This is a genomic window from Haloferula rosea (assembly GCF_016595525.1).
Classification (GTDB): Bacteria; Verrucomicrobiota; Verrucomicrobiia; order Verrucomicrobiales; family Akkermansiaceae; genus Haloferula; species Haloferula rosea.
The window spans coordinates 1-25,285 of record NZ_JAENII010000005.1 but is presented as its reverse complement, the minus strand read 5'-3'; the positions used below and the strand labels follow the sequence as shown (position 1 = coordinate 25,285).

Annotated in this window: 29 protein-coding genes; 10 read left to right on the top strand and 19 right to left on the bottom strand. The window is 61.5% G+C overall.

From position 1 onward, the window contains the following. Nucleotides 1-3 precede the first annotated feature (3 nt). Genes dapB through JIN81_RS07980 form a run of 4 tightly spaced genes read left to right on the top strand, consistent with a single transcriptional unit; the run spans nucleotide 4 to nucleotide 2,574 of the window. Nucleotides 4-741, top strand: a complete 738-nt coding sequence (dapB, locus tag JIN81_RS07995) for a 4-hydroxy-tetrahydrodipicolinate reductase (protein WP_200278408.1) — start codon at nucleotides 4-6, stop codon at nucleotides 739-741. Between the two features lie 47 nt (nucleotides 742-788). Further along, on the top strand, nucleotides 789-1,298 hold the full coding sequence (gene folK / locus JIN81_RS07990) for a 2-amino-4-hydroxy-6-hydroxymethyldihydropteridine diphosphokinase (RefSeq protein ID WP_200278407.1): 510 nt from the start codon (nucleotides 789-791) through the stop codon (nucleotides 1,296-1,298). 52 nt (nucleotides 1,299-1,350) lie between these two features. Then, on the top strand, nucleotides 1,351-2,118 hold the full coding sequence (gene panB, locus JIN81_RS07985; protein WP_200278406.1) for a 3-methyl-2-oxobutanoate hydroxymethyltransferase: 768 nt from the start codon (nucleotides 1,351-1,353) through the stop codon (nucleotides 2,116-2,118). 51 nt (nucleotides 2,119-2,169) lie between these two features. Then, on the top strand, nucleotides 2,170-2,574 hold the full coding sequence (locus tag JIN81_RS07980; protein ID WP_200278405.1) for a peptide chain release factor family protein: 405 nt from the start codon (nucleotides 2,170-2,172) through the stop codon (nucleotides 2,572-2,574). Nucleotides 2,575-2,623: 49 nt separating this feature from the next. Here JIN81_RS07980 and JIN81_RS07975 read toward each other — a convergent pair whose 3' ends face one another. Continuing rightward, on the bottom strand, nucleotides 2,624-3,814 hold the full coding sequence (locus JIN81_RS07975; RefSeq protein WP_200278403.1) for a 3-dehydroquinate synthase: 1,191 nt from the start codon (nucleotides 3,812-3,814) through the stop codon (nucleotides 2,624-2,626). Nucleotides 3,815-3,871: 57 nt separating this feature from the next. On the opposite strand from JIN81_RS07975, the gene JIN81_RS07970 reads away from it, so the two are divergent. Then, nucleotides 3,872-4,384 (top strand): NUDIX hydrolase, encoded by a 513-nt coding sequence (locus JIN81_RS07970; RefSeq protein WP_200278401.1) that lies wholly within the window; start codon nucleotides 3,872-3,874, stop codon nucleotides 4,382-4,384. Between the two features lie 220 nt (nucleotides 4,385-4,604). Further along, a complete protein-coding gene (locus JIN81_RS07965; protein WP_200278399.1) occupies nucleotides 4,605-4,874 on the top strand; it encodes a hypothetical protein in 270 nt (89 codons plus the stop codon). A gap of 127 nt (nucleotides 4,875-5,001) precedes the next feature. Here the strand turns inward: JIN81_RS07965 and JIN81_RS07960 are convergent, their stop codons facing one another. The 5 genes from JIN81_RS07960 to JIN81_RS07940 form a co-directional block, all read right to left on the bottom strand. Beyond that, nucleotides 5,002-5,973: an acetyl-CoA carboxylase carboxyltransferase subunit alpha gene (locus JIN81_RS07960; RefSeq protein WP_200278397.1), complete on the bottom strand. Its 972-nt coding sequence runs from the start codon at nucleotides 5,971-5,973 to the stop codon at nucleotides 5,002-5,004. 27 nt (nucleotides 5,974-6,000) lie between these two features. Then, on the bottom strand, nucleotides 6,001-6,888 hold the full coding sequence (locus tag JIN81_RS07955) for a LysM peptidoglycan-binding domain-containing protein (RefSeq protein WP_200278394.1): 888 nt from the start codon (nucleotides 6,886-6,888) through the stop codon (nucleotides 6,001-6,003). 14 nt (nucleotides 6,889-6,902) lie between these two features. Further along, nucleotides 6,903-7,439: a hypothetical protein gene (locus JIN81_RS07950; RefSeq protein WP_200278392.1), complete on the bottom strand. Its 537-nt coding sequence runs from the start codon at nucleotides 7,437-7,439 to the stop codon at nucleotides 6,903-6,905. A gap of 95 nt (nucleotides 7,440-7,534) precedes the next feature. After that, nucleotides 7,535-7,777, bottom strand: coding sequence for an acyl carrier protein (acpP, locus tag JIN81_RS07945; protein ID WP_200278391.1), 243 nt, complete (start codon nucleotides 7,775-7,777; stop codon nucleotides 7,535-7,537). Between the two features lie 111 nt (nucleotides 7,778-7,888). Further along, on the bottom strand, nucleotides 7,889-8,707 hold the full coding sequence (locus tag JIN81_RS07940) for a hypothetical protein (protein ID WP_200278390.1): 819 nt from the start codon (nucleotides 8,705-8,707) through the stop codon (nucleotides 7,889-7,891). 132 nt (nucleotides 8,708-8,839) lie between these two features. Between JIN81_RS07940 and thiH the strand changes: the two genes are divergently transcribed. Then, nucleotides 8,840-9,976 carry a 2-iminoacetate synthase ThiH gene (gene thiH / locus JIN81_RS07935; RefSeq protein WP_200278389.1) on the top strand — a complete coding sequence of 379 codons (1,137 nt, stop codon included), beginning with the start codon at nucleotides 8,840-8,842 and terminating at the stop codon, nucleotides 9,974-9,976. 9 nt (nucleotides 9,977-9,985) lie between these two features. Then, on the top strand, nucleotides 9,986-10,189 hold the full coding sequence (gene thiS, locus JIN81_RS07930) for a sulfur carrier protein ThiS (RefSeq protein WP_200278388.1): 204 nt from the start codon (nucleotides 9,986-9,988) through the stop codon (nucleotides 10,187-10,189). Between the two features lie 15 nt (nucleotides 10,190-10,204). Here thiS and JIN81_RS07925 read toward each other — a convergent pair whose 3' ends face one another. From JIN81_RS07925 to JIN81_RS07915, 3 genes are read right to left on the bottom strand one after another with little or no spacing between them, the layout of a single operon-like run. Beyond that, on the bottom strand, nucleotides 10,205-10,897 hold the full coding sequence (locus tag JIN81_RS07925) for a SanA/YdcF family protein (protein ID WP_200278387.1): 693 nt from the start codon (nucleotides 10,895-10,897) through the stop codon (nucleotides 10,205-10,207). Next, nucleotides 10,864-11,823 (bottom strand): diacylglycerol/lipid kinase family protein, encoded by a 960-nt coding sequence (locus JIN81_RS07920; RefSeq protein ID WP_200278385.1) that lies wholly within the window; start codon nucleotides 11,821-11,823, stop codon nucleotides 10,864-10,866. Before JIN81_RS07920 ends, JIN81_RS07925 begins: the two co-directional genes overlap by 34 nt. Nucleotides 11,824-11,835: 12 nt before the next feature. Continuing rightward, complete coding sequence (locus tag JIN81_RS07915) at nucleotides 11,836-12,399, bottom strand: Maf family protein (protein WP_200278383.1); 564 nt, start codon at nucleotides 12,397-12,399, stop codon at nucleotides 11,836-11,838. 88 nt (nucleotides 12,400-12,487) lie between these two features. Between JIN81_RS07915 and JIN81_RS07910 the strand changes: the two genes are divergently transcribed. Continuing rightward, a complete protein-coding gene (locus JIN81_RS07910) occupies nucleotides 12,488-13,366 on the top strand; it encodes a metal ABC transporter substrate-binding protein (protein ID WP_200278381.1) in 879 nt (292 codons plus the stop codon). Between the two features lie 15 nt (nucleotides 13,367-13,381). Here JIN81_RS07910 and JIN81_RS07905 read toward each other — a convergent pair whose 3' ends face one another. The 8 genes from JIN81_RS07905 to JIN81_RS07870 all read right to left on the bottom strand — a co-directional run bounded on the left by JIN81_RS07905 (nucleotide 13,382) and on the right by JIN81_RS07870 (nucleotide 21,282). Next, nucleotides 13,382-13,843, bottom strand: coding sequence for a hypothetical protein (locus tag JIN81_RS07905; protein ID WP_200278379.1), 462 nt, complete (start codon nucleotides 13,841-13,843; stop codon nucleotides 13,382-13,384). A gap of 50 nt (nucleotides 13,844-13,893) precedes the next feature. Beyond that, the gene (gene hisD / locus JIN81_RS07900) at nucleotides 13,894-15,183 is read right to left on the bottom strand and encodes a histidinol dehydrogenase (RefSeq protein WP_200278377.1); all 1,290 of its coding nucleotides are present in this window, start codon (nucleotides 15,181-15,183) and stop codon (nucleotides 13,894-13,896) included. 72 nt (nucleotides 15,184-15,255) lie between these two features. Next, entirely contained in the window at nucleotides 15,256-16,968 is a 1,713-nt protein-coding gene (locus JIN81_RS07895) for a metallophosphoesterase (protein WP_200278375.1), read from the bottom strand. A 67-nt stretch (nucleotides 16,969-17,035) separates the two neighbouring features. Next, nucleotides 17,036-17,599, bottom strand: a complete 564-nt coding sequence (locus JIN81_RS07890; protein WP_200278373.1) for a DUF420 domain-containing protein — start codon at nucleotides 17,597-17,599, stop codon at nucleotides 17,036-17,038. Further along, the gene (locus JIN81_RS07885) at nucleotides 17,592-18,302 is read right to left on the bottom strand and encodes an SCO family protein (RefSeq protein WP_200278371.1); all 711 of its coding nucleotides are present in this window, start codon (nucleotides 18,300-18,302) and stop codon (nucleotides 17,592-17,594) included. The genes JIN81_RS07890 and JIN81_RS07885 overlap by 8 nt, the downstream gene beginning before the upstream one ends. Further along, nucleotides 18,302-19,087: a hypothetical protein gene (locus JIN81_RS07880; protein ID WP_200278369.1), complete on the bottom strand. Its 786-nt coding sequence runs from the start codon at nucleotides 19,085-19,087 to the stop codon at nucleotides 18,302-18,304. Before JIN81_RS07880 ends, JIN81_RS07885 begins: the two co-directional genes overlap by 1 nt. 18 nt (nucleotides 19,088-19,105) lie before the next feature. Beyond that, nucleotides 19,106-20,026: a heme o synthase gene (cyoE, locus tag JIN81_RS07875; protein ID WP_200278368.1), complete on the bottom strand. Its 921-nt coding sequence runs from the start codon at nucleotides 20,024-20,026 to the stop codon at nucleotides 19,106-19,108. A gap of 179 nt (nucleotides 20,027-20,205) precedes the next feature. Next, complete coding sequence (locus JIN81_RS07870; protein ID WP_200278365.1) at nucleotides 20,206-21,282, bottom strand: nucleoid-associated protein; 1,077 nt, start codon at nucleotides 21,280-21,282, stop codon at nucleotides 20,206-20,208. A gap of 171 nt (nucleotides 21,283-21,453) precedes the next feature. On the opposite strand from JIN81_RS07870, the gene JIN81_RS07865 reads away from it, so the two are divergent. After that, nucleotides 21,454-23,874, top strand: coding sequence for a glycoside hydrolase family 95 protein (locus JIN81_RS07865; RefSeq protein WP_200278364.1), 2,421 nt, complete (start codon nucleotides 21,454-21,456; stop codon nucleotides 23,872-23,874). 476 nt (nucleotides 23,875-24,350) lie between these two features. Here the strand turns inward: JIN81_RS07865 and JIN81_RS07860 are convergent, their stop codons facing one another. Both JIN81_RS07860 and JIN81_RS07855 read right to left on the bottom strand, forming a co-directional pair. Further along, nucleotides 24,351-25,010: a PKD domain-containing protein gene (locus JIN81_RS07860; protein ID WP_200278363.1), complete on the bottom strand. Its 660-nt coding sequence runs from the start codon at nucleotides 25,008-25,010 to the stop codon at nucleotides 24,351-24,353. 5 nt (nucleotides 25,011-25,015) lie between these two features. After that, on the bottom strand, nucleotides 25,016-25,285 hold a 270-nt coding region (locus JIN81_RS07855; protein WP_200278362.1), incomplete at its 5' end, for a hypothetical protein.

The following is a 25,285-nucleotide window of genomic DNA, read 5'->3' as shown; positions in this document are numbered from 1 at the left end:
TCCATGAACCAAATTCTCGTCACAGGAAAGTCCGGCCGCATGGGCCAGACCATCATTCAAGCCGTCGAAGAGAATCCCGACGCGGCCCTCGCTTCGACTCACGACGCCGGTGAAGACCTCGCCGCTGCCATGGCTCCAGCGGACACCGTCATCGACTTCACCATCCACTCGTTCACCGGCGAAGTTCTCGCCGAGGCGCTGAAGACCAACACACGCCTGGTCATCGGCACCACCGGTCACAGCGACGAGGAACGTGCCGCCATCGTCGAAGCCTCGAAGACCCTGCCCATCGTCTTTGCGCCGAACTACTCGATCGGCGTCAACACCCTGTTCTGGCTCACCCGCAAGGCCGCCCAGGTTCTCAAGCAGGAGCGCTTCGACATCGAGGTGACCGAAATGCACCACCGCCACAAGATCGATGCCCCCTCCGGCACCGCACGGCGCCTCCTTGAGATCCTCAATGAGGAAACGGGCACCAACTACGAGGACGACATCAAACACGGCCGTGTCGGACTCACCGGAGCCCGCACCCAACGCGAGATCGGCATGCACACCCTCCGTGGTGGCGATGTCGTCGGCGACCACACCGTCATGTTCGCCGCCGACGGCGAACGCGTGGAACTCACCCACAAGGCATCTTCCCGCATGACCTTCGCCGCCGGCGCGGTCCAAGCCGCCGTCTGGCTCACCGACAAGCCCGCCGGTCTTTACGACATGCAGGACGTCCTGGGTCTCCAGTAGGCTGCACCCCACTCAGGAACGCGGGTTTTCAACCCGCCCCATCATCCATGGCCTGCCGCACCGCCATCGCACTGGGCTCGAACCTCGGGGACCGCCTCGCCCACCTGCAGGCGGCGCGCGATCGGCTCCAGCAACTCGCCCTTCCCGGCGATGCCTTCCTGCAGGCCTCCATCTATCAGACCGCACCGGTCGCCTGCCCGGACGACTCCCCGGACTTCCTGAATACCGTGGTCGAGTTCAGCTACCCGGGCAGCCCCAGCGAACTCCTCGCTCACACCCAGTCGATCGAACTCGCCCTCGGCAGGGTGCGCGACGGCACCCCGAACGCCCCACGCACGCTCGATCTCGACCTGCTCTACTTCGGCGATCAGCAGATCCACCTCCCGCAGCTCGAGCTGCCCCATCCGCGTCTCGCCCAGCGACGATTCGTCCTCGAGCCGCTGGCTGAAATCCGGCCCGACCTGATCATTCCCGGCCAATCCCAAACCACCCGGCACCTGCTGACCACCCTTCCCTCGAGCGAAGCCCCACTCGAAAAACAGCACAGCCGCTGGTAGTTGGATCACCCTCCGCCTTGCCGCCCCCTCCATTCCCCTCCAATCTCCCCGCGTGACCGGCTCAGAAAAAGCCAGCGCCCTCAGGGCTCGAAAGTCCGGCGAACCCATCGCCGCACTCACCGCATACGACTACCCGACCGCCCGGCTCCTCGACGAAGCCGGGGTCGATCTGATGCTGGTCGGCGACTCCCTCGGCATGGTCGTGCTCGGCTTTCCCGACACCACCCATGTCACCCTCGAGCACATGCTCCATCACACCGCCGCCGTCGCACGGGCCCAGCCCAAGGCACTCGTCCTCGGCGACCTCCCCATCGACAGCTATCCGGATCCCGCCACCGCCCTCGAGTCCGCCAAGCGACTCGTCGCTGCCGGGGCCGATGCCGTCAAACTCGAAGGCGGCATCCGACAAGCCGAAAAAGTAAAGGCCATCACCGCAGCCGGCATCCCCGTTTGTGGTCACCTCGGCATGCTCCCCCAGCGCGTCATCGAGGAAGGTGGCTACAAAAAGAAGGGCAAGACCCCGGAGCAGGCGGAGGCACTTCACGAAGGTGCCAAGGCGCTCATCGAGGCTGGTGTCTTCGCCATTGTGCTCGAAAGCGTGGTGGCCGACACCGCCCGCGACCTGAGCCAGGCAATCGAAGTGCCCACCATCGGCATCGGCTGCGGCGACGCTACCTGTGACGGCGAAGTCGCCGTGATCACCGACCTGATCGGCTCCTACCCGTGGTTCGTCCCTCCCTTTGCCCGGCCTGAAGCCGATATCGCCCCGCAGATCGTCTCCGCGGCCAAAGCCTACGTCTCGCGGGTCCACTCGGCATAGCCCGCCTCATTCGAAGTTGGACGCGCGACCTTCGGTATTCGATGTTCGGTCGTGATCAGCGCCGAGAAACAAGCCTCTCTCGAAGCAAGGATGGCCCGGATGGGAATCCTTGAGGCCGATCTCGTCGAAAAGTTCATCCTCGGCTCCGGAGCCGGCGGACAGAAGATCAACAAGACCCACAGCTGCGTCTATCTGAAGCACGAACCAACCGGGATCGAGATCAAGAACCAGTCGTCGCGCTCACGCGAAACCAACCGCTATCACGCGCGCAAGGAACTCTGCGACGAACTCGACGAACGACGCCTCGGCAAGGCTTCCAAACGGCAGCAGGAGATTGAAAAAATCCGCCGTCAGAAACGCCGGCGATCAAGACGCTCCAAACAACGATCGATCGCCGACAAACGATTGCTCTCCAAAAAGAAGCAACTCCGCAAAGGCCCGGGCCGGGACGATTGAACCGGTCCGCCACTCCAGCGGACCGCACCTCCCCCTCCACAGAACGGAACTACGAGGCGTCCGCGCTTTCCACTTCCTCACCATCCTCCGCGTGACGGATTCGATGCCTGCGTTTCAAGTCATCCAGACACGCATCGACCAGACCCTCATCCAGATGGTGCACGTCCTGCCCCCGACCGAGCTCACGCAGCAGAAGCACCGTCAACTCCCCCCCGAGATGCTCGCGGAATTCCTCAAGCCCCTCATGAATCAATCGCCGCCCGGAGGCATCCCGCTGGTCCATGTCGTCATGCCAGATCGGCATTCCGAGACCATCGAGCACATCCATCACCCGCTCGGCATCACACTCACGAAGCAATCCGCAACGCGCTGAATACAGCGTATCCAGAGCCAGGCCGATCGACACCGCCTGCGCATGGCTCACACTGAAGCCACTCAGCTGCTCGAGCTTGTGCGCCGCCCAGTGACCGAAGTCCAAGGGGCGACTGCTTCCCGTTTCAAAAGGATCTCCGCCTTGCGCGATGTGGGTGGCGTGGGCAAGCGCCGAACGCTGCACACACTCCTCGAGAGCCTCCCGTTCCAATTCGGCCAGATCCTCCACCTTCGACTGGATCCACGAAAAGAACTCCCCGTCCTTCACCAGCGAAACCTTCACCGCCTCGATCAGCCCATCGCGGCAGGTCGTTTCATCCTGGCTCTGCAAGAACTCGAAATCGTTCACCACCGCATAGGGAACCGCGAATGCACCAATCCAGTTCTTCTTGCCGAATCCATTGATCGCGCACTTCACCCCGACCCCACTGTCGTCCTGCGAAAGCGTGGTCGTCGGGAAACGCACCAGCCGCACACCGCGGTGAGCCGTCGCCACCGCATACCCCGTCGCATCGAGAAACGCGCCACCACCGATCGTGATCACATAGGAATGGCGATCGATGTGCTGACGATCGATGATCTCCCACACCCGGTTGACCAAGGCATCGTCCACTTTCACCTCCTCACCGCCCGGAAGCACCGTCAACCCACGCCAATCGAAGCCGAGGTCCGCGAAGTAACCTTCCACCTGCTTCGACAGCTCAGGCCACGCTTCCGCCACGGCTTCCTCGACGAGAACCAGCACCCTTCGGCCACCCCCCTCGCTCAACAAATCCGCGAGCAGGGCATTGCCCGTCGCGAACGCCTCGCGCGTGAAACAAACGCGGTGCTTGAAGCTGACGGGAATCTGGAAATCGTGTCGGGACATCGGGCGCGGGTGAAACTGCCTCCTTTTACGTCTCCAAGCCAACGATTCTTAGACCGAATGAGCGAAATCCTGTTTGAAACACGCTGGCTCAGCGTCCGCCGCAACGGTCACTGGGACTACGTCCAGCGCCCGAATTCGGAGGCCGCCGTCGGCATTCTGGCCATCACTCCCGATGACGAGCTCCTGCTGGTTGAGCAATTCCGCATTCCCCTCCAACGTCGCGTCATCGAAATCCCCGCTGGCCTCGTTGGCGATGAGGAGGAATTCCACGGTGAAGATCTCGCCGAAACCGCCCGTCGGGAGCTGCTCGAGGAGACCGGCTACTCGGCCGAATCCGTCACCCTCCTTCTGAGTTCCCCCACCTCCGCCGGCATGACCAGCGAGGTCACCCACATCTATCAGGCCACCGGCCTGACCCGCACCGGCGAAGGCGGAGGCGTCGGCAACGAGGACATTCAACTCCATCACGTGCCACTCAGCCAGGTCCGCCAATGGCTCCAAGACAAGGGATCCGAGGGCACTCTGATCGACTTCAAGATCCACTCGGCCCTCTGGGCGGCGAAGCTCTGAACCAAGCCCCACCTCCCAGGCGACGGCTGCAGCGCCCGGATTCAGGCTTGAGTCAGCAACCCTCAGATCCTATCCACTAAAGCCTACGATGGTCCATCCGACGGCGCCCGCCCCACCAGGCATCCTGGAAGGCTTGACCGTTTCCATGGGGCATTTCCGATGAGCCCCGAAAAACCGATTCTCCCAGAGCCATCGACCCAACCTGAAAGACAATACATCCATGAAACTGAAACTCGCCCTCCTCGCACTCTCACTCACTTGCGCCACCATCCCATTCAGCTCCTGCGGGGCCGTCGCGACCGCTGCCGTGCTCAACGAAGCTTCGAACGACTCCGAACGCAAAGCCTTTGACCAAGGGGTCATGATGGGCCGCAAGGACGCCAAGTCAGGACGCCAGAACAACTTCGGCAAGTACAGCACCATGTACAACTCCTCGACGAAGGACGCCTTCGCTCGAGGCTATCGCTCCGGCTACGCAAGCCGCTCCTGAGCCGGATCGACCTGAACCCAACAGGCTTTTTCATCACCCCCTGGCATCATCATGCCACGGGGTGTTTTCTTTTCAGCGACCATCCGGACAGGGAAGACCAGCTGAATCACCACCCGGCGCCGCCCGCTCACTCAGCAGCTTCACCGAGCTGTTCGGCCCATTCGCCGAACTTACGATACTTCTCGTATCTTTGATCAAGCAGCTTGGAAACCGGCAGGGCTTCGAGTTCTTCCAGCTGTGCCAGAATGGCCTGCTGCAAACCCAGCGCGGCCAACTCGTGGTTCTGGTGGGCACCGCCCTCCGGTTCTGGGATCACCGCATCGATCAACTCGAGCTTGAGCAGATCGGGAGCGGAAAGTTTCATGGCCTCGGCTGCCTCCGGAGCGTGCTTGCGGTGCTTCCACAGGATCGCAGCGCACCCTTCCGGGCTGATGACCGAATAATAGGCATTCTCCAGCATCAGCACCCGATCGGCGACACCGATGCCCAGCGCCCCACCGGATCCACCCTCACCGAGGACGACGGCCACGACCGGCACCTTGAGCAGCATCATCTCACGCAGGTTGAAGGCAATCGCCTCGGCGATGTTGCGCTCCTCCGCACCAATCCCCGGATAGGCGCCCGGCGTGTCGATCATCGCGATCACCGGCAGGTTGAATTTCTCGGCCAGCTTCATCAGCCGCAACGACTTCCGATAGCCTTCCGGGTGGGCGCTGCCGAAGTTGCGCTTCAGGTTCTCCTTCGTATCGCGGCCCTTCTGATGGCCGATCACAACCACACTGCGACCGCCGATATGGGCGAATCCACCCGGCATCGCGTGATCGTCGCCCACATGACGGTCACCATGCAGTTCGTAGAAATCCGTGAACGCATGCGCGAGGTAATCGAGCATGAACGGGCGCTGGGTATGTCGGGCGATCTGCACGCGCTGCCACGGAGTCAGGTTCTGATAGATCTCGCGCTTCGTCTCCGCGAGCTTGGCTTCCATCGTAGAGATTTCACCGGACATGTCGATATCCTGTGAGTCCGCCTTGGCGCGGAGCTTCTCCAACTCGCGTTCGAGTTCAACGATTGGCTTTTCAAATTCGAGCAACTGCATCGGTTCGGTAGGGCGGCTGGCGGGACTCTATCGGGCGGACGAGCGGATTTCCACCTCATTCCCTGTTCTTGTCAGGAGAGCGAGTTCCTCCATGTCTTCGGGGGCGAGGTAGAAACCCCTCGCCAGTTCGTCAACAGCCGTCTCTTCCGGCAGTGCGGCAATCAGGAGCGGCATCCGCTCGACCGTGAGAACCTTGGACGCTCCCCGGTAGCCCTCGGAGGCCGGAGGGTAGCGTCTCCCGTCCCTCACCGCGCTTTTCCCGTTGATCTTGGTTTTCTGGTCCCCTCCCGGGGCTCCCACGACAGCCAACAAGGGATAGGCCTTGATGAACCGCCCTCCGTCCCAGAGCGACAGAAGTTCCTTCTTTGGCTCGACGAGGATGCGGAAATTCAGCGGCATCACGATCAATTCATCCCCGGGCTGCAACGACTTGAGGTCCATCAGCCCGTTGAAATGCATGATCAGGTCCAGGCTCGTGTCGTGCTTGCCGGCAATGCCCAGATACGAATCACCCCGGACCACCTCGTGCACCACCTTGTTCTCCATCCGACGGGTTGAAAGCAGGTCATCCAGATTCATTTCCCCGACGATCCGGCGTGCTTCAGGCGCAGCCTTCGAGCGCGGATAGATGCTGACCACGGTCCGGAAGCGGTCTCTCGCCCCGACCAAGTCGCCGACGGCAACCAACTCACGCCCCTTCTCAAACACCTTGGCCCCCGGGTCAATCTCCGGCAGATCACCCTCCGCCGCGGGAAGCGCCAACATCGGCTGGGCCTCGAAATCCACCGGTATCACCTGCGAAAACCACCCACCAAGCGGTTCCTCGCGCACATGGCGAACCATCAGGGCGGTGAAAATGATCACCGCCACCACCACAAGACCGGCCACGATCCGGATCAGGGTCCAAAGGCTCATCTGCGCTCCATCATTCAGAGAAGCCCCCGCCGCTGGAAGTCGAATCGATTGATCGGCACCGACTGGTGGATCATTTCCAGAGTAAACTTGAAGATCGAGACCTCCCACGCGTCATCCACGCCTTCGATGATGACCTGGGCCGGATTCCCGACCTCTCGGGCCTCCTCCAGCACCCGGTCCCGGACGGCCACAAGCGAGTCATGCACGAGTTCCTCACGCACGTCGCCACGCTTGAATCGGAACCCGTAATTCAGGAAAGCCAGTTCCTGACCCTGCTGCCGCATATGGGCCACCAGACGATCGAAACGCTCACGAGCTTCCTCACCGAATCCCTCGAGCTCGATGTCGGCCATGCCATCCGGCTTGACCAAACGGGGACGCATCGCTTCCACGCCCCCCGTTCTGACCCGGATCTTCCCAGCATCGTCCATCAGCTCGCTGAGGAGCAGGAACTCGAAGTTGGTGTCCCCAAAGGTATCGATGCGCCGGTCCGGCTCCAGCAGGACCCGGGTGGTCTCCATCGCATACTGTACGTCGTCGGGTGAATGCATGGCTTCAGTCTCCTCCAGAACCAGAGGACTGCAAAGAAAACGGGCGGACCCGGAAATGGGGACCGCCCGTTGAAAAAATCAATCCGTCGGTCGGATCAGCCGAGTGCCTTGGTCACATACGCGTTCACGTCACCCACGGAAGTCAGCTTCTCAGCTTCTTCGTCCGGCACTTCGATTTCGAACTCTTCTTCGAAAGCCATCACGAGCTCAACCGTGTCGAGCGAATCAGCGCCGAGGTCCTCAATGAACTTGGCGTCCGGATTCACTTGGTCTGCGTTGACGCCGAGTTGGTCGACGATGATGTCCTTTACACGCTCTTCGATGGTCTTGTCTGACATAAATGTTGCAGGGGTAATTGCGTTGGCAACGGCTTACGCGATGGGGGCCGATCTTGGCAACCCCGAAAAGTGGCAGAAGCCGCGCTCCGGGACCCACCCGGGCCGTGAACTTCAGCTTCCAGCAGCCTCCGGCGCCTCCGCCGACTCCTCCTCGCTCTCGTACTCGATGAGTTCCCCGCTGAAGCCGGCCTTCAGGCCTTCCATCAATTTCTCAGCCGGCTCGCCCTCCTCTTTCTTGAATCCACCGTAGGTCAGCCCGTCGATGCGGATCTTCCTCTCCGGCCCGTTCCCCGATCTGGCCCACGCAAATGCCAGACCCTTCCGGTCCCAACGCCGCAGGTCCAGACGCACCAGATCCTCGATATCGACCGGCTTGCCACCGGCAGGTTGGAAGGTCGTGCCATGAAGCACCATCTTCCGCGAAATCGTCCGCAGCAGCACAATCAGAGCTCCCAGCGTCAGCACCAGGCAAATCCAGAACACCACCCACTGCTCGAAGATCTTGCCCGCCGTAAAGTCCTTGTCAGGGGCGTCGTATTTCATTCCCACCTCGTCGCGGTAGCGGTCGAAAAGGAGTTTCTTGGGATTCGCCATTCCCTCCTTCATGACGTCATAGTCGGCCAACAGCGCGGGCCACGGCAGGCTCTCCGGTGTCCCAACAGGAAGGATGCTGCGATCCTCGGGCAAATCGAGCGTCTGGCTCTCCGCGTATTCCTTCCACTCGGCCGGGGTCATCTTCGACTGCTCCTCGCCGAACTTGGCTGCCGCTTCCTCGACCGCGCGCCACGTGTAGTACGACACGTTCTTTTCGCGATACCCCCATTTGCCGTCCTTGAAAAACATGCCGGCAAAAATGCCGAACATCAGCAGCATCGCCGCGGCCCTCAAAAGGAACCACTGCGTGGGTTTGCACTCGATCCGCTCACTCATGGGTTACTCCGCCAGAAAAGACCCGCTAGACCCGCTTGGCAAGCCCTCCCCCGTGGATTTCCCATGAAGTCACCGATCGTGCGAATCGCATTTTGACCTGCCCGCCGGACCGCTCCATGCTCCCGCCGCTCCATGGCCACCTTCTCCAACCAGTTTCAGGAATCCCTCGCCACGCCCTCGCCGCTACTCCGCCGGTTCCAGCGCCTGATCGCTCCGTGCAGCGATTCCCAACTCGAAGGGATGGCCCACCAGTCCCAGGAAATCACCCGCCGGCACTTCGGCCGCACCATGCGGATCTTCGCCCCGCTCTATCTCTCGAACGAATGCGTGAACAACTGCAAATACTGCGGTTTTTCCCGCGATAACGCGATTCTCCGGACCACCCTGACCGTCGATCAGGTCGTCCGCGAAGCCCGACACCTCCACGACCTCGGCTTCAGAAACATCCTCCTCGTCGCAGGGGAACACCCGAAATTCGTCTCGGAAGGCTACCTCCAGGAATGCCTCGACGCCCTCAAGAGCTTCATTCCCACGCTGGGCATCGAAGTCGGCCCGATGGAGGACCCCCAATACGCCGAAATCGTTGAACACGGCGCCGAGGGCCTCATCGTCTACCAGGAAACCTACCACCGGGAAACCTACACCGAGCTCCACACCGCCGGGCCAAAGAAGAACTTCGATTGGCGACTCGACTGCCCCGAGCGCGCCTACAACGGCGGCTTCAGACGGATTGGCATCGGCGCCCTGTTCGGCCTCGCCGACTGGCGCCATGAAGCACTCTCCCTCGCCGCCCACCTCGAGTATCTCTACAAGCATTGCTGGAAGGCCCAGTTCACCGTCGCCTTCCCACGCATGCGCCCCTACGCCGGGAATTACGAATACGAGCCGGATCCCGATCGCCTGCTGTCCGACCGCGCACTCGTCCAGCTCGTCGCCGCCTTCCGCCTCTGTTTCCCCCAGGTCGGCATCGTCCTCTCCACCCGTGAGCCCGCCCCCCTGCGCAATGCCCTCGCCCCACTCGGCATCACCATGATGTCCGCAGGCGCCCGCACCGAGCCCGGCGGCTACACCGGTGCCGGCCACGACGACCTCCACCTCACCGTCCGCGGCCGCCGCGTCGAAATGGAACAGAGCACCGGCTGTGAGCGCGCCACCGAGCAGTTCAAGATCGACGACACCCGCTCCGCCGCCGAGATCGCGGAAATGCTGCGCTCCAAGAAACTCGACCCGGTCTGGAAGGACTGGGACGAAGCCATTCTCTCCCACTGACCCCGACCCATGACCCTCACCATCAATGGCGAAGCCCGGGAATTCGACGCCACCGAGCCCACCCTGACCGCCCTCCTCAGCGACCTCGGCATGGCCGGGAAACCCGTCGTCGTGGAGTTGAATCAGGAGCCCATCCTTCCCGGGGCGCATGAAACCACCCGCGTCAGCGACGGCGACCGCATCGAGATCGTCACCATCGCCGCAGGCGGTTGACGACACGCCCGCCCGTCAGACCGGCAAGCGTTCCGGCTCCCCCAGATGCTTCGGCCGGGTCCGCAGGATCCTGACGTCCAGCCACATCTTCACCCGCGCGGCAACCTCCCGGAGCTTCGTCTTCAGCCCGCCCTGCCCGTCCACGTCCTTGGCATTGTAGCCGACGAAATCCAGATCGTTCGCCTTCGCCAGATAGGCCGCCCGTTCGTTCTGGAATCGCTGGGTGATGAAAGTCACCTCATCCACCCCGAAAATCTCCTTGGCGCGCACCACCGAGTCCAAAGTACGGAGACCGGCGTAGTCACAGACCACCAACTCCCCCGGCACACCCCGCTCGATCAAGGCCCGGCGCATGCTCTCCGGTTCGTTGTAATACTTCGTCCGGTTGTCTCCCGACACAATGATGCAGCGCAGCTTCCCGGCATCCCACAGCTCGACCGCCGCATCGATCCGATAGCGGAAATACAGATTCTCGCGCCCTTGAATCCGGTCGTCGCAGCCGAAGACCAGACCCACCCGGTCACCCGGCACCTCGGACACCCGGTCGAATAGCTTCCCCGAACCGGCAATCACCGCGGCCACATTCGGCCACACCACCGCGAGCAGGCCCACCACACCGATCGAGATCAGCGCGATGCCCACACGCCTTTTCCAGGCGTGTTTGCCGCCCTTCTTCAATCCTGGGGTGCTACGACGTTTTTGGTCCATGCCATCATGGATTTCAGGGCTTCCTCAAACCGGGTGCCGATCGGCTCACGTGGTGCCAGCACCCGCAGCTTCTCCGGCTTGTCGTCGCTGAACACCACCTCGTTGGTGCGCCCGACCAGCTCACCATCGACCTCCAGCGGCACCTCGCGATCCGCGGTCACCCGCAAGGACTCAGCCTGGATGTACGACACCGTCGACTGATCAAAATCAATCGCACCGAGAGCCAGACCACGCAGTGAGTCACGGACCAGCTTGTATCCGGCCTCCTTGAAAATGAGGACATCCAGCTTGCTGTCCTGGTTGTCCGCGCGATGGAACAACTTGATCTGTCCGCCGTACAAGGACCCGTTCCCCGCCAGCACCACGGCGCCTTCCTCCCGGCGTCCGTCTCCGGTCTCCACCACCATCTTCGGTGGTGATTCACCAAGAACCTTCACCGCCGACAGCAGATAGGCGAGAGGTCCGAGCACCTTCTTGCTCTCCCAGGTCGTCTCTTCGATGACCGCCGCGTCAAACCCGAAACCCGCCATCTGGACGAAGGGCGTGCCATTCGCCTCAAACAGATCCACCTCCTTCACATTGCCCTCGAGGATCACCTCGAAAGCACGCTCGAGATGGTCATAGGGAATGCCCAGCTCACGGGCGAACACATTCATCGTGCCCGTCGGAAGTACGCCGAGCGCCGTTTGAGATCCGGCCAAGCCCTTGACCACGGCATTCAGGGTGCCGTCGCCACCGGCCGCCACCACCACCGGCTCACCCGCCTCGGCGAACCCAGCCGACAACTCCTGCGCCTCCTCGATCGACCGGGTCGCGTAAAGCGCCAGCCCCGCGGCATTGTCCATCAGGAACTCCAGCGCACGACGCCCCCGTTGGCTGCGCGCCTTGGGGTTGAAAAGCACCGGGTAACGACGGGGAAGACTCATGCCCCAATCCAATCAGAACTGCTCGCCCCCGCAAGCCTTGAGGCGCTCGAGAACCGCCGCCACCGGCAGCCCCATCACGTTGTCGAAGCCACCGGAAATCCCCTCCACCAGCATCTCCCCATGCTCCTGAATCCCATACGAACCCGCCTTGTCCAGCGGGTTCACCTTCGAAAAATAGTCCTCGATCACTTCCTCCGAAAGCTCCCGGAACCGGACCGTCGTGATCTCGTGAAACGCCTCCGCCCCACCATCGGGCCCGACCACACAAACCCCCGTGCAGACCGCATGCTCCCTCCCTGAAAGCCGACGCAGCATCGCCCTGGCCTCATCCAGGTCCTTCGGTTTGCCAAGCGGCTCGCCGTCGATGAAAACCAAGGTGTCTGCACCGATCACCGCCGCTCCCGGAACCACCACCGCCCGGGCCTTGAGCTCCGCATTCCGCTCGCACAGCACCGCAGGATCCAGCGAGGCATCGTGGATTTCTTCCGCCGGAGACGGCCTGACCTCGAACTCCACACCAGCACCCGCCAGCAACTCACGCCGACGCGGAGACCCCGATGCCAAAACAATATCCATGGCTTCCCCTACCGCCAAAAACCCCAACGCACAAGTTCTGCAAACGCAATTCACTTGCATTTGAGTTCATCCTGCGCATCTTCCGGCCATGCGTCTCGCCACACTCTTCCTTGCCTTCTCCTCCTGGGCCGTTGCCGCCGAGCTGAAGGTTGCCACCTTGCACCCCCTTCTCGCCGACCTTGCCGGGCAGGTCGGCGGTTCCCGGGTCACGGTGGTCGAACTGGTCGAGAAAAATTCCGATCCCCACCATTTCGAGCCCACCCCTCAGCAGATTCGGGCCGCAGGAGATGTCGATCTCTGCCTCGCCTCCGGCATGGGCCTCGAAAGTTACCTACCCGCACTTCGCTCGCTCCTCCCGCCGACCACCAAGCTCATTGAAATCGGCAACTCACTGCCCGCTCTCGAGGGAGGCTGCGATCATCCTGACCACGCCCACCATGGCGATCACAGCCACGGCCTCGACCCCCACTGGTGGCACTCCATCGATGCCTTCCGCCGGGCGACCAACCTCACCGCCCAGGCCTTCGCCGAGGCCGATCCAGCCGGTGCCGAGTTCTACCGCAACAATGCCCAACTCTACCGCGCCGAGCTCGACGCCCTCGAAAAGCGTACCAAACGCTCCCTGGCCCGCGTTCCCCGCGACCTGCGCATCCTTCCCACCGCCCACGCCGCCTTCGCCTACTTCTGCCGCGACTTCGGATTTACGGCGATTCCCGTACAAGGAATCAACCGCGAACAGATGCCGGATGCGGGATCCCTCGCCAAACTCATCGCGCGTCTGAAAAAGGACAAGGTGCCCGCCATCTTCCCGGAAAAAAGCAGCAACCCGAAAATCCTCGAAGCACTCACCGCCGATACCGGCATCCGTCTCGCCCCCCCGCTCATCGCCGATGGCACCACTGCCGACAACTACATCTCCATGGTCGACTACAACGTGGGAACCATCGTCAAGGCGCTGACGGAGTAGAAACTAAGAGCAAATCTACTCCTTTTCGCGCACGATGACTCGGTTGGCAGGCAAGTCGTTCGCTCCACCCCTGCCACGCACGACACGGGGCCTCGGGAGGGGACGTTCGGACTGGTTCGGAAACTCGCCTTCCACCCCCAGCGAACGCATCACCGAAGTGCATTGCTTGTCCGATAACACGCGCATGAGGTGCAGCTCTGCACCGCGTTCTTCCAGTTCAAAACCATTCAGAAGCAACAAGGCGTGCAGGACCTTCAGGGTCTCCTCTTCTGTAGCCTCGGGAAGCATGAGGGAGCTGACAATCAGGAGCACACTCGGATCCTCGACGATGACCGGTTTCTTCTCCAGCTTGGCGATCAAAGAGAGCATTTCGTGCAGCGTCAGCTTTGGAAATACCTGATCGATTCGCTTTTCGTCGGCGTCGACCGACAGTGTCAGCAGACCGACCATCCAACACAGGATCCATGCTCGCATCATAACCGCATGGCCTAAACCCTTCCCACGGGAATGCAAGCTTCCGCTCGCATTCACCCTTCCACACGGATCGACACCGACCGCCCGTGGGCGTCGAGGCCCTCGATCCGGGCAAATTCCTCCACCGTCTCAAGCGAGTTCTTCACCGCCTTGGCAGTGAGTTTCACCACACTGGTGCGGCGTTGGAACTGATCGGCACGCAGACCGGAGAATGAGCGCCCCGCCCCACCCGTAGGCAGCGTGTGGCTCGGCCCGGCTAGGAAGTCGCCGACCGCCACCGCAGAGAGGGGACCTAGGTAGATGGCTCCCGCCGTGCGCACCTTCTTCAGCCAGCCGTTCTCGTCCTCACAGACGAGTGACAAGTGCTCGGGAGCGAAAGCATTGCAGATCTCAATCGCATCCTCGAATTTCTTCACCAGCAGGGTGAAAGCCCCCTTGTCGAGGACTTCACGAATGTAGTCCGCCCGCGAAAGGGTCTTCAGTTGACGCTCGATCGCCCGCTCGACCTTACCGATGAGCGCCTTCGAGTTCGTCAGGAAACCGATCACGCTGTCACCTCCGTGCTCCGCTTGAGCAAGGAGATCCGCCGCAATGAAATCCGGATTGCCGGTCTTGTCCGCAATCACCAGCACCTCGCTGGGCCCCGGCAGCAGATCAATCGACACCGCACCCACCAGTTGTCGCTTCGCTTCGACGACGAACCGGTTGCCCGGGCCGAAAATCCGGTCCACCGGGCGAATCGTCTTCGTCCCCAGGGCCATGGCGGCAATCGCTTGGGCGCCGCCGACCTTGATGATTTCGCTCACCCCCGCCGCAGACAGTGCATAGAGAAGCTCCGGGTTCACCGTGCCATCGGGACCACAAGGAGTCGCGCCCAGCACCTCGGGCACCTTCGCCGCCTTCGCGAACCCGGCCGTCATCAGCGCCGTGGAAACCAAAGGAGCCTTACCGCCGGGAACATAAACGCCCACCCGGTCGAATGGTGTGAAACGTTCGCCCACCCGGGCTCCTTCCGCATTCCGATAGGACCAGTCCTTGCGCATGCTGCGCTTCGCGAACTCGGTGATGTTCTTCAGGCTGGCTGCCACCGCACGCTTGGTGCTCGGAGCCACCAGCTTCCGCGCGACCGCGATCTCATCGGCCGTCACGAAAAGCTCGCTCGGCTTGAGTTTCACCCGATCAAATCGTTCGGCGTAGTCGACCAGCGCCTTGTCGCCGCGCTTCGACACCTCGTCGATGATTCCACCAACCACCTCGCGGACATCATCCCCGGGGATCGCCCGGCGATTCAGTCCCGCCACAAACCGCTCATAGCCGGTATCTCGAAAGCTCAGTATCTTCATGGTTGCTCGAACGCCGGGACTCTGCCCCCGACACCCCATCCCGCCAAGTGAAGATTGCCGCATCCTGCGAGCCTACTTGCGATAGCCATACTCGAAGGTATCGAAGATCTCACCCGCCGCGGTCATCGCATCGTAGGTCGCCCCGTCCGCGTTCATCGTCACGCGGATCAGGTGGTTCTTCGGTGCCTGATGCGCCAGCCAATCGCGCTTCTTCAACTCTTCTGCGGGAATCACCCGGACATTGACGCCCCAGGCGCCATCTCCAATGTAGGGAATTCCGTTCGACTCATCAACCTTGCCCGCCAGCAGCGGCTTCGTGCGCTTGTAAACGTGGTGGTCATTCTCAAACACCGCATCCACCCCATACTGTTCAAAGAGGGGTCCCCACTCGTCCTGCACATCCACCGCATCCGGCTTCACCCCGGTTCCCCAGGCCGGCCGATGGTAGCAGACATACGTCCGCTTCGCACCCTGCCGTGCCTGCAGGGTTTCACGCAGCCAGTCGGTTTGCGACGAAATCGACTGGGTATGCCCGGAGTCGAGCATCACCAGACTCAGGCTCTTGCCGAAATCCAGACTGTAGTTGCTCACCCCCTCCGGCAGTTTGAACAAACTGTAGAAATACGGAGCTTCGCTTGTTGGAGGCGGGTTCTTCGGCGCATAGGCCATGCCCTTCACCTCGTGATTCCCGATTGCCACCACCATGGGGATCATCCGCCCATCGGGTGCCACGGCTTCCCGCGTCCAACTGTCCACCCACTGATACCAGCGACTGGCCGACAGCCCGTTGGCGTAGGCCAGATCTCCACCCAACAATGCGAACATGGGGTCCTCCTTGCCCGCCCGGCGATTCATCGCATCGAGCAGTTCGACGGTGTGCATCATATCACCCCCCGTGACGAAACTCGTCCCGTCCGGCACCTCGGTGGGCGCCGTCTGGAACCATCCCTTCGAGCCCCCCTCAAGCTCGAATTCGTATGAAGAGGCAGGCTGCAACCCATCCAGATCCACCGAATGAACCCACGCCCCGGAATCCCCGAACAAGCGCCGCTCGGATTCCCTGGTCACCCAATCACCCGCCCCTTTCGGGCGGAATTTCAATTTCTGGGCCTCCGGCAAATCCGCACTTGGGTCAACCCCGATTTCACCCGCCCGCATCTTCCAGCCATCTCCGGGCACCGCGCCGTAGAGATACTCCCAACGACTCCCCGGCTGGAGCAGCACCTTGCGCTTGCCTCCCGCCACCAGCACCAACGAAACATCAACCGACAGGTCGGAACTGTTCAGCCCCTTGTTGTGGCACTCCACTGCGATCACATTCTTCCCCGCCTTGAGCAAACCGTCCGCCGCTCCCACATCAAACCGTTCCCACTTGGTCGCTTCATGGTCGTCGACGCGCTGGACCACATTCCCCTCGCCCTCGACCCGCTGCCGCACGACCTCCTTGCCATTCAGATACACGATCAAGCCGTCATCATAATAGCCGCGAACCAACAGCTTCGCGTCCTTCGGGATCGATTTCAGTTCGAGGCTCTTGCGCAGAAACACCGAGCGATACTTCCCCTTCATCCCCTGCAGCACCGTCTTGTCGTCATCGTCACCGTAGCCGAAGCCCGCCTGCCCGACCGCCCACGCTCCCGGCTTCGCCGCCACCGCCTCATGCTCGATCCAGAGCAGGGCCGCCGAGGTCGACGGGCTGCGATACCACTGGACGATGGGGCCATGCGTTTCCGCCACGAGCGGGGCGACGAGGACACCGAGAGCACTGAGGATCAATCGATTCACAACGCCACCATCGGCATCCGCAGCGGCAACTCAAGCACGAAGCCAAATGCCCATTCCATGCTGCACTTTACGCATAATAGGGCCGCAGCATCAGGTAGCAGACCGGCCCGGTCACCGCCACATACAGCCACAGCGGGAAGACCCAGCGTGCCAACCGGCGATGCGCATCGAAGCGATTCGTCCACGCCGCGATGAAGGTGAAGAGAATGAAGGGAAAGCTCACCGCCGCCGACACAATGTGGGTGATGAGAAGGATGAAATACACCGTTCGGATCGGACCTTCGCCCGCATATTCCGTGGGATCATTCGTGATGTGATAGGCCACATACGAGAGCAGGAAGAAGACCGACAGGACCATTGCCACCATCATCGCGGCGCGGTGCAGCCCCACACGGCCCATTTTGATAAACACCAGTGCCACCACGAGAACGAGAGCCCCGAGGGCATTCACCGACGCATGGAAGGGTGGCAGCATCGAAGTGTCCCATCCTTCCGGCAGATCGATCCGGATCCTCTGCATGGCGCCGACCAGCAACAGCACCACCGCCGAAACCACCCACGCGACCACCCGCAGTTTTTTCCACAGGGCCTCATTGGCCGGCCGACTCAGCCACTCGTTCCGGTCACTCATTTTCCAACTCCTTCGTCAGGCGGTCATACATCTCCTTCTTCTGGCGCTCGTAGCCACCGGGAAAGTTGCGCTTTCCTTCATCGCTACGCAGATCGGGCAACGGCCACTTCCCGATCACATTGTGATCCCGATCAATCACCAGAAAGCCCAAGTCATGGGCGAAGCGACCGTTCGACGCGATGTCCACCGGATCACGGCGCTCACGGATCTTGAAGAAGCCGAGCTCCTTTTCCAGATAGTCATGCGTCGCCTGCTTGTCCCCGGCGGTCGTGAACCACCAGTCCTCCGGATCGGCACTCAGCGCCTCGGCATAGGCTGCGAGTTCCTCCACTCCATCCGTTTCCGGATCCACGCTGATGCACACCATGCGGAAGTCCGGATGATCCTTGAAGGTCGCGTAAATGTCGCCGAGCTCCGCCCCATTCCGCACCGCACAGTGCGGACATACTGCGAAGAATTGGGCCAGCACGGTGACCTTGCCCTTCAGGTCGCTCATCCTCACCTCCTCGCCGTCTTGTCGGGTCATGACGAGGTCCTCCTCGATCGGGAAGAAATTCTCCGCCTCCTCCTTGCCGAGCTCCGTCGCGATCGGCCCATCGGTCTCAGGCACGTCGTGGGCCAGCGTGCGGAAGAACAGGATCATCGCCACGGAGGCGACAAACACAAAAGAGTAGATGGCAACGATCTTTTTCTTGGAGGTCATCAGTCAGGAGTCACGGGTTGCGCCAACAGCTCGTCGATGGTGACAAAGAGCAAGTCCTTCATCGTCTCGACATTGGATTTTTCAAGCCCTTCCGAACGACCTTTTTCATCCCACTCCGCCGCCCCTTCGAAATCAAAGGTCACACGGTTCCGGTAGTTCAGTTCCTTCCCGGATGCCTTCCTCGCCCTCACCGTCGGCTGGCGGATGTGACGGTCCCGGTCGATCACCACCAGGCTGGCATCATAAACGATCTCACCATCCTTCCGGTGAGCCATGATGTTCGCCTTCAGCACGTTCTTGAAAAACTTGTGCACACTCTCCTCGCGGGATCCCGCCAGCCACCACTTCGGCAACTCCGCACCCAGCTTCTTTGCCTCCTCCGCCAGCAACTCCGGCGGCTCGTTCTCCGGATCCTGGGTCACGCACACGATGTGCAGGTCGTCGCGCGACTCATACCGCTTCTCCAGCTCGAGCAGCACCTCACGCGTCGTGTCCCACGAGTCGGGTTGGGAAAAAACCACCGGCACGATCACGAACACATCGCCGCGCAAGTCGAGCAACCCGGCTTCGGTTTCGTCCTGACGCCAGACCTTGAAGTTCTTGTTCAGACGCCCCGTGATGGCCGGGCGCGTATCCTCCGCGCGCCGCGCCGCATCACGATTGTAGGCGATCAGGATGAAAACCGCCCCAACCAGCATGATCCCGATCAGAATCAAGGCGGTTCGCCTCAACTTCTTGGGATCGCGAACGGCGGGCTCGAGGTCTTGGGCCGGGTAGCGCTTCATCAGGGCGCGGACGCTAGCCTAGGCCCACGCAAAGGCAAGCAATCCAAGTTCGATCGGCAGATAGAGCAGCGTAAACAGGAACAGCCGCCGGAACGAACTGCGCTCACCATCGCGCATGAAACGCCCGGAAAGCGCCGCCATCATCAAGCCAAGCAGCACCCCGCCACCCAGCGCGATGTAGCCGGGCACCCCCGGCGTCCACCCCGCCAGCCACGGCCAGATCGGCAGCACCGCCAGCACCAGGGAAAAAACCGCACTCAGCAATCCGCTCCGCTTGCCGCTGACATCACCATTGCTCCACATCCGATAGCCCGCCGTCTCATATTCCTCCCGGCACAGCCAGCTGATCGCCACGAAGTGCGGCAGTTGCCAGAGGAACAAAAAGGTGAAGAGGAAGGCCGCACCCTGATCGAGTTCATGGCCCGCCACCGCCGTCCAGCCGATCACTGGTGGAATCGCCCCGGGGATCGCGCCCACCAGCGTGTTGATGCTGCTCATCCGCTTCAGCGGCGTGTAGATGAACACGTAAATGGCCACCGTCGCCGCCGCCAGGATCGAGGGCAGCGCCCCCACCTTGACCGCGAGGTGAATGATCCCCGCCGCCGAAAGCATCCATCCCACCCCGAAGGCAAACAAGGGGTCCATCCGGCGCGAAGGAAGCGGTCGGTCCGCCGTCCGCTTCATCCGCGCATCCAGATCCACCTCCATCAGCTGGTTGAAGGCCGCCGAGCCGAACGCCGCCAGCGCGGTGCCGATCAGCGTGTGCATCAGGATCGACAGATCGAACCCCGTCTCCTTCGAAGCCAGCAGGTAGCCGAAGCACGTCGTGATGAGCACGAACACGTTCAGACGCACCTTCATCAGTACCATCAGGTCCTTGCGCAGACCCGGCGCGACCGGCTGCTCAACTTCTACATCGATGACTTCGGGTTCACTCATGCCTCAGGTCGCCCCGAACAAACGCCGCAATCCTCCATCACGCACGGAAAATCGGAACAAGCCAACCGCTCACCCCCCACCCCGGCCCTGCCTCGCAGGTTCAGATCCCACCCGCGTACATGCAAACGCCAAGCCTCGGCGGCTTGGCGTCATCGCGGCTCACCCGCAGATCCGATGCCTCACTTCGCCAGGTCGCGCTTGTAATAAATCTTCACGAATTTCATCCCGCGCTCCTCGTCGTAGCCGTTCTCGATGACGGGCACCTTCTGCTCGATCGCCTTCGGCGAAAGCCGCAGCTCCACCCCGGTGTCGAGCTTCATGATCGACTTCATCATCTTCTTCGCCTTGGTGACATCACGCTGCGAGATATCGAACTCATCCTCGATCTTGACGCCTTCGTCCTCCTCCATGCGCCGGCGTTCCTCAGCGAACTTCGCCTTGGCCTCCGGCGTGCGCAGCGCCTGCTCCTCGAATTCCGCCAGACTGAACTTCTTGTTGTCCTTGAAGTATCCCAGCGCCTCGCTCGCCGCCCGGTTCGCCTCCCACGGCGGAGAATCATCGCCACCATCTTCCATCGATGCCCCGGCCGTCGTCGCCACGGCAGCCACCGCCATCTCCGCCACCTTCTTGCTGAGCAGCGCGGCATCGCTGATCGGCACCACACTCAGGAAATCCCGCACCCAGAAACGCGATTCGGAGCCCGCCCGATCAAAGGTCAGCACGTAGTAACCTTTCGCCGGGAAGTGATCGACGATCAGGCAGCCCTTGTCGATTTTCTCGGGATTGATGCCGTGCTCGGTGAGCAACTGCAGGTCGCCGTCCTTGGACGAAATGCTGAGGAAAGGCGTGACACTCTCGGACTTCAGGATGCAGATCGCCTTCTTCATCTCACCCTCCACTTCGATCCCCTCCACCAGCGCAATGCACAGGTCCCCCGACTTGATGTTCGGGTGGTTGGACTTCGAATAAAGACGGTTGGCGATTTCACAACCCCGCTCGAGCAACGTCGCCTCATCCTTCAGAATGGAATCCGCACACTCGTTGAGCTCATGCTTCTCCAGCGACGTATGGTGATGGAAGCGGTGCCCCTGCATCCCCAGCCCCTTGAATGGGCGCAGGAAAATCGACGACAACATCCCTTGATCCTCGTCCTCCACCTTCAGGACCTGCTTGGAAGTCTGCAGCGCTTCGTCACGCGACGGGTTTCCCACCTTGGCCAACACCAATCCGGCAATCCGGACTCCCTCGAAGTTCATTTTCAACGTCACGCGCGACGGTCTATCCGACCCACTTCAAATGTCGAAGTCAAAGCAACCAAAGCCCACGAATCCTCCTCAACCCGCCAAACACCAGCCACGACCTGTAGAAAATTTTCCGATTTCATCGTCAGAAACGCCCGCATCACACGTATTAAAGCGCATCAACTCATGAATAAACTTTGCTTTTACGCCATCGCCGCCGTTTCGAGCTGGGGATCCTCAGCCGGAGCCTCCGAACTCCTGATGTGGTTTGATCGGCCGGCCGAGGCCTATGGCGTGAAAAGCCCGCTCCAGAGCTGGACCGTCGAGAACCCCAAGCGCACCCACAAGCCGAACCCGGATCAGGCCTGGGAAAAATACTGCCTCCCGCTCGGCAACGGCTTCATCGGCGCGATGATCTACGGCGACGTCAGCCGCGAACGCATCCAGTTCAACGAGCACAGCCTGTGGAGCGGCGGCCCCGGATCGGAAGGATTCATCGCCGACCAGAACCATCACGACGCCCACAAGCACCTTCCCGAAATCCGTGCCCTGCTCCTCAAGGGGGACAAGGCCAGCATCAAGAAGGCCCAGGACCTGAGCACCGAACATCTCCGCGGACTCGGCCACGACGACCGCGACATCGCCGACAAGAACTTCGGTCGCTACCAGACCTTCGGCGAGCTCCTCATCGAAACCGGGCACCCGGCTTTCGACCCGGCCATGGACTATCGCCGCCAACTCGATCTTTCCACCGGAGTCCACACCGTCAGCTACACCCACGATGGCACCCGCTTCGAACGAACCGCCTTCTGCTCGAATCCCGACCGCGCCCTCGTATTCCGTTTCGGAGCCGATCAGCCCGCCAAGCAAGACCTCTCCCTCAGCTTCTTCACCCCCCACTCGATCCACACCAGCGCCGAAGACGGCATCTTCATCGCCGCCGGTAAGGTCGAGAACAATGGCCTGCAGCTGGATGCCCGCATCGGCGTCCTTCATGAAGGCGGATCGGTGACCGCCAGCACCAAGGGCATCCAGGTCAAGGGAGCCGACACCGCCACCTTCATCCTCGTGGCAGGGACCGACTACGCCCAGAGCTACCCGCACTACCGCGGCAAGCACCCCGCGGGACCGAATGCCGCCCGCCTGGGCAAGGCCATGAGCACCGGCTTCGACCAGCTCAGGAAACGCCACATCAAGGACCACACGGACCTGCATGGTCGCGTCAGCCTCGACCTCGGAACCACCGCCGAGAAAACCCTCAAGCTCCCACTCGATGAGCGCATGAAGCTCAACAAGTCGCAGGCCGACCACGACCTCGAAGAGCTGTATTTCCAGTTCGGTCGCTACCTCCTCATCGGCAGTTCCCGTCCGGGTGGCCTGCCCGCCAACCTCCAGGGCATCTGGTGCAATGAAACCATCCCCGCATGGAACAGCGACTACCACCTGAACATCAACCTGCAGATGAACTACTGGCCCAGCGGGCCCTGCAACCTGCTCGAATGCCAGGAACCCCTCGTCGACTACATCGACTCCATGCGGAAACCCGGCGCCATCACCGCCCGCGCCTACAATGACGCCGCAGGGTGGACCGCCCACCTGTCAGGCAACCTGTGGGGATACACCGTCCCCCACCCGGGCAAGAACCGCCCGCGCTACTGGGCCTACTTCCCCCTCGGCGGTCCGTGGCTCAGCACCCACGCCTTCGAGCAATATGCGTTCGGACTCGACCAGAACTACTTGAAAAATCGTACTTGGCCCATCCTCTCCGGCAGCGCCGACTTCGTCGCCGACTTCCTTTTCGAACTCCCGTCCGGCGAACTCTCCAGCACCCCCAGCTGGTCTCCCGAGCACGGCCCGATCTCCCTCGGCGCCACCGCCGACATCGCCATGGCCCGCGAGACACTGAAGAATGCCATCGCCGCCGCCGAATCCATCGGTGAGTCCGGCCCACGCGTCGAACGCTGGAAGACCACCCTCGGCAAGCTCGTCAAATACCGGGTCGGCAAGCACGGCCAGCTCCAGGAATGGTACGAGGACATCGACAACCCCAACGACAAGCACCGCCACATCAACCACCTCTTCGGGCTCTACCCCGGCAGCCAGATCAGCCCGGTCCACACCCCCGAGCTCGCCGACGCCGCGAAGACCACGCTGATCCAGCGGGGCGACGGCGCCACCGGCTGGTCGATGGGATGGAAGATCAACTTCTGGGCCCGCATCCACGATGGCGACCACGCCTACCTCATGGTGCGTAACCTTCTCAAGGAAGGTACCAACCCGAACCTGCTCGACGTCCACCCACCCTTCCAGATCGATGGCAACTTCGGCGGCTGTGCCGGCATCGCCGAAATGCTCATGCAGAGCCACTACCGGGATGACGGTGGCGAGATCGACCTCCTTCCCGCCCTCCCCACCGACTGGCCCGATGGCTCATTCAGCGGCCTCCGCGCCCGGGGCGGATTCATCGTCGATCTCTCGTGGAAAGACGGAGCACCCGATCAGGTCTCCATCACCGCAACCCATGACGGCAAGCTCGTCATCCGCTCCGGTAAGGATTCCCAACAGAAGCAATTGAAGGCCGGCGAAACCTGGCAGCCCGCCTTCTAACAAACCCTCCAACGCTTCCCAAAGAATAGCCACTCAGACCCGAATGGCGCTGCCCCAAGAGCACGGTTGGGCCCACCTGCCAGTGGGGCCCCATTGGGGTCGCCATTGGGGTCGTCGCCATTGGGGTCTCGCCATTGGGTGGTATGAGCCGGGCACATTGGTGACTCGGTTTCCCAGGGCATTCATCACCCTGATCTGTCACCCATGTCCCCGGTCAACGTGTAACCCATGTGCCCGGCTCATACCACCAAGCTTCTTCACCTGATCTTCGGTGTCCTCAGATCCGGAAAACTCTTTGATCCAACCCGCCATCTCCAGCATCAACCTCAACCCGAAATATCCCGAATATACCCCTTGATTCCATCACCGTAACTGACCCCTTTCAGATCCCTTACATAGCCATTTCGAACTGACCCCGAAAGGATTCCAAGGCCGTTGGTTCATAGAGAGATGGAAAAACCTTGGCGGTTAGCCAACTAGGGCAGGGTCACTGCCACACGAGTGAAGCATCTGGTATCAGCACTTGTGTTGCAGGGCTCATCGATCGTCACCCGTTCCCAAGTTCCGCCAAGGTCATCAACTGACACAGCCCCGGTGAGTGATGTGAAGGATCCTGGTTCCAGCGTCGAGGACTTCTCCGGCGAGTAGATCAACCCGCTACTCCTGCGCCGCACAAACTCCACCCTCCAATAGCTTTGGCCATCGACACTCACCAGTCGCCCCAGCGGCAAGCCTGAGGATCCGCCGGGGACCATGGTGGTGACATCGGGCCCACCGAGGTTCATGTTGAAGGCATACTTCAGCAAATTCTCGACACCATCGTTGAAAGGGATCGCCGTAGGCTCAGCGTCTGAACCAGTGAGTGTCGGAGCCTGACCTGCGATAGTGTTCTCGAAAGCCTCCAATGGGTCCGGCGCAGATGCAGTGACCGTAACCTCAAACGAGGCCGGAGGGGAAAGATTGGACTGGTCATCAGTCACAACGAGAACACCGTTGGTAGTGCCAACTGGGAAACTAAGGGTGGGGTTACTGGTGGTTGCAGCACCGATTCCATTGTCGAAGGTCCAGGCATAGGAAACAATCGAACCATCAGGATCAGAGGACCCCGAACCATCCAGGGTAACATCTGCGGCCATTGGGGTCAGTCCCGTTTTTCAAGCATTCGCTCGCAATCCTTCAACATTCTTCCCAGCCTTTTCTCTTCCCTGACTCGCCTCACGGCCCGTGTCACATTTCCCTCCATCCCCATTCCGAGGCGATCCGCCACCCAGGCATTCCGCACTCCTGTCCGCGCCCGGATCAGACTCGCCAGCACCGCCTTCTCATCGAGCCAGCGGCCACGCCCCACCAGATCCTTCGCTTTCAGCGGCAATCTCATCCACTCCAGCCCCGCCTTCGCCAGGCGCTCCGC

Coding starts and splice junctions, on each gene's coding strand:
- dapB (WP_200278408.1), top strand. CDS start 4: ATGAACCAAATTCTCGTCACAGGAAAGTCCGGCCGCATGGGCCAGACC.
- folK (WP_200278407.1), top strand. CDS start 789: ATGGCCTGCCGCACCGCCATCGCACTGGGCTCGAACCTCGGGGACCGC.
- JIN81_RS07975 (WP_200278403.1), bottom strand. CDS start 3,814: ATGTCCCGACACGATTTCCAGATTCCCGTCAGCTTCAAGCACCGCGTT.
- JIN81_RS07970 (WP_200278401.1), top strand. CDS start 3,872: ATGAGCGAAATCCTGTTTGAAACACGCTGGCTCAGCGTCCGCCGCAAC.
- JIN81_RS07965 (WP_200278399.1), top strand. CDS start 4,605: ATGAAACTGAAACTCGCCCTCCTCGCACTCTCACTCACTTGCGCCACC.
- JIN81_RS07960 (WP_200278397.1), bottom strand. CDS start 5,973: ATGCAGTTGCTCGAATTTGAAAAGCCAATCGTTGAACTCGAACGCGAG.
- JIN81_RS07955 (WP_200278394.1), bottom strand. CDS start 6,888: ATGAGCCTTTGGACCCTGATCCGGATCGTGGCCGGTCTTGTGGTGGTG.
- JIN81_RS07950 (WP_200278392.1), bottom strand. CDS start 7,439: ATGCATTCACCCGACGACGTACAGTATGCGATGGAGACCACCCGGGTC.
- acpP (WP_200278391.1), bottom strand. CDS start 7,777: ATGTCAGACAAGACCATCGAAGAGCGTGTAAAGGACATCATCGTCGAC.
- JIN81_RS07940 (WP_200278390.1), bottom strand. CDS start 8,707: ATGAGTGAGCGGATCGAGTGCAAACCCACGCAGTGGTTCCTTTTGAGG.
- thiH (WP_200278389.1), top strand. CDS start 8,840: ATGGCCACCTTCTCCAACCAGTTTCAGGAATCCCTCGCCACGCCCTCG.
- thiS (WP_200278388.1), top strand. CDS start 9,986: ATGACCCTCACCATCAATGGCGAAGCCCGGGAATTCGACGCCACCGAG.
- JIN81_RS07925 (WP_200278387.1), bottom strand. CDS start 10,897: ATGGACCAAAAACGTCGTAGCACCCCAGGATTGAAGAAGGGCGGCAAA.
- JIN81_RS07920 (WP_200278385.1), bottom strand. CDS start 11,823: ATGAGTCTTCCCCGTCGTTACCCGGTGCTTTTCAACCCCAAGGCGCGC.
- JIN81_RS07915 (WP_200278383.1), bottom strand. CDS start 12,399: ATGGATATTGTTTTGGCATCGGGGTCTCCGCGTCGGCGTGAGTTGCTG.
- JIN81_RS07910 (WP_200278381.1), top strand. CDS start 12,488: ATGCGTCTCGCCACACTCTTCCTTGCCTTCTCCTCCTGGGCCGTTGCC.
- JIN81_RS07905 (WP_200278379.1), bottom strand. CDS start 13,843: ATGATGCGAGCATGGATCCTGTGTTGGATGGTCGGTCTGCTGACACTG.
- hisD (WP_200278377.1), bottom strand. CDS start 15,183: ATGAAGATACTGAGCTTTCGAGATACCGGCTATGAGCGGTTTGTGGCG.
- JIN81_RS07890 (WP_200278373.1), bottom strand. CDS start 17,599: ATGAGTGACCGGAACGAGTGGCTGAGTCGGCCGGCCAATGAGGCCCTG.
- JIN81_RS07885 (WP_200278371.1), bottom strand. CDS start 18,302: ATGACCTCCAAGAAAAAGATCGTTGCCATCTACTCTTTTGTGTTTGTC.
- JIN81_RS07880 (WP_200278369.1), bottom strand. CDS start 19,087: ATGAAGCGCTACCCGGCCCAAGACCTCGAGCCCGCCGTTCGCGATCCC.
- cyoE (WP_200278368.1), bottom strand. CDS start 20,026: ATGAGTGAACCCGAAGTCATCGATGTAGAAGTTGAGCAGCCGGTCGCG.
- JIN81_RS07870 (WP_200278365.1), bottom strand. CDS start 21,282: ATGAACTTCGAGGGAGTCCGGATTGCCGGATTGGTGTTGGCCAAGGTG.
- JIN81_RS07865 (WP_200278364.1), top strand. CDS start 21,454: ATGAATAAACTTTGCTTTTACGCCATCGCCGCCGTTTCGAGCTGGGGA.
- JIN81_RS07860 (WP_200278363.1), bottom strand. CDS start 25,010: ATGGCCGCAGATGTTACCCTGGATGGTTCGGGGTCCTCTGATCCTGAT.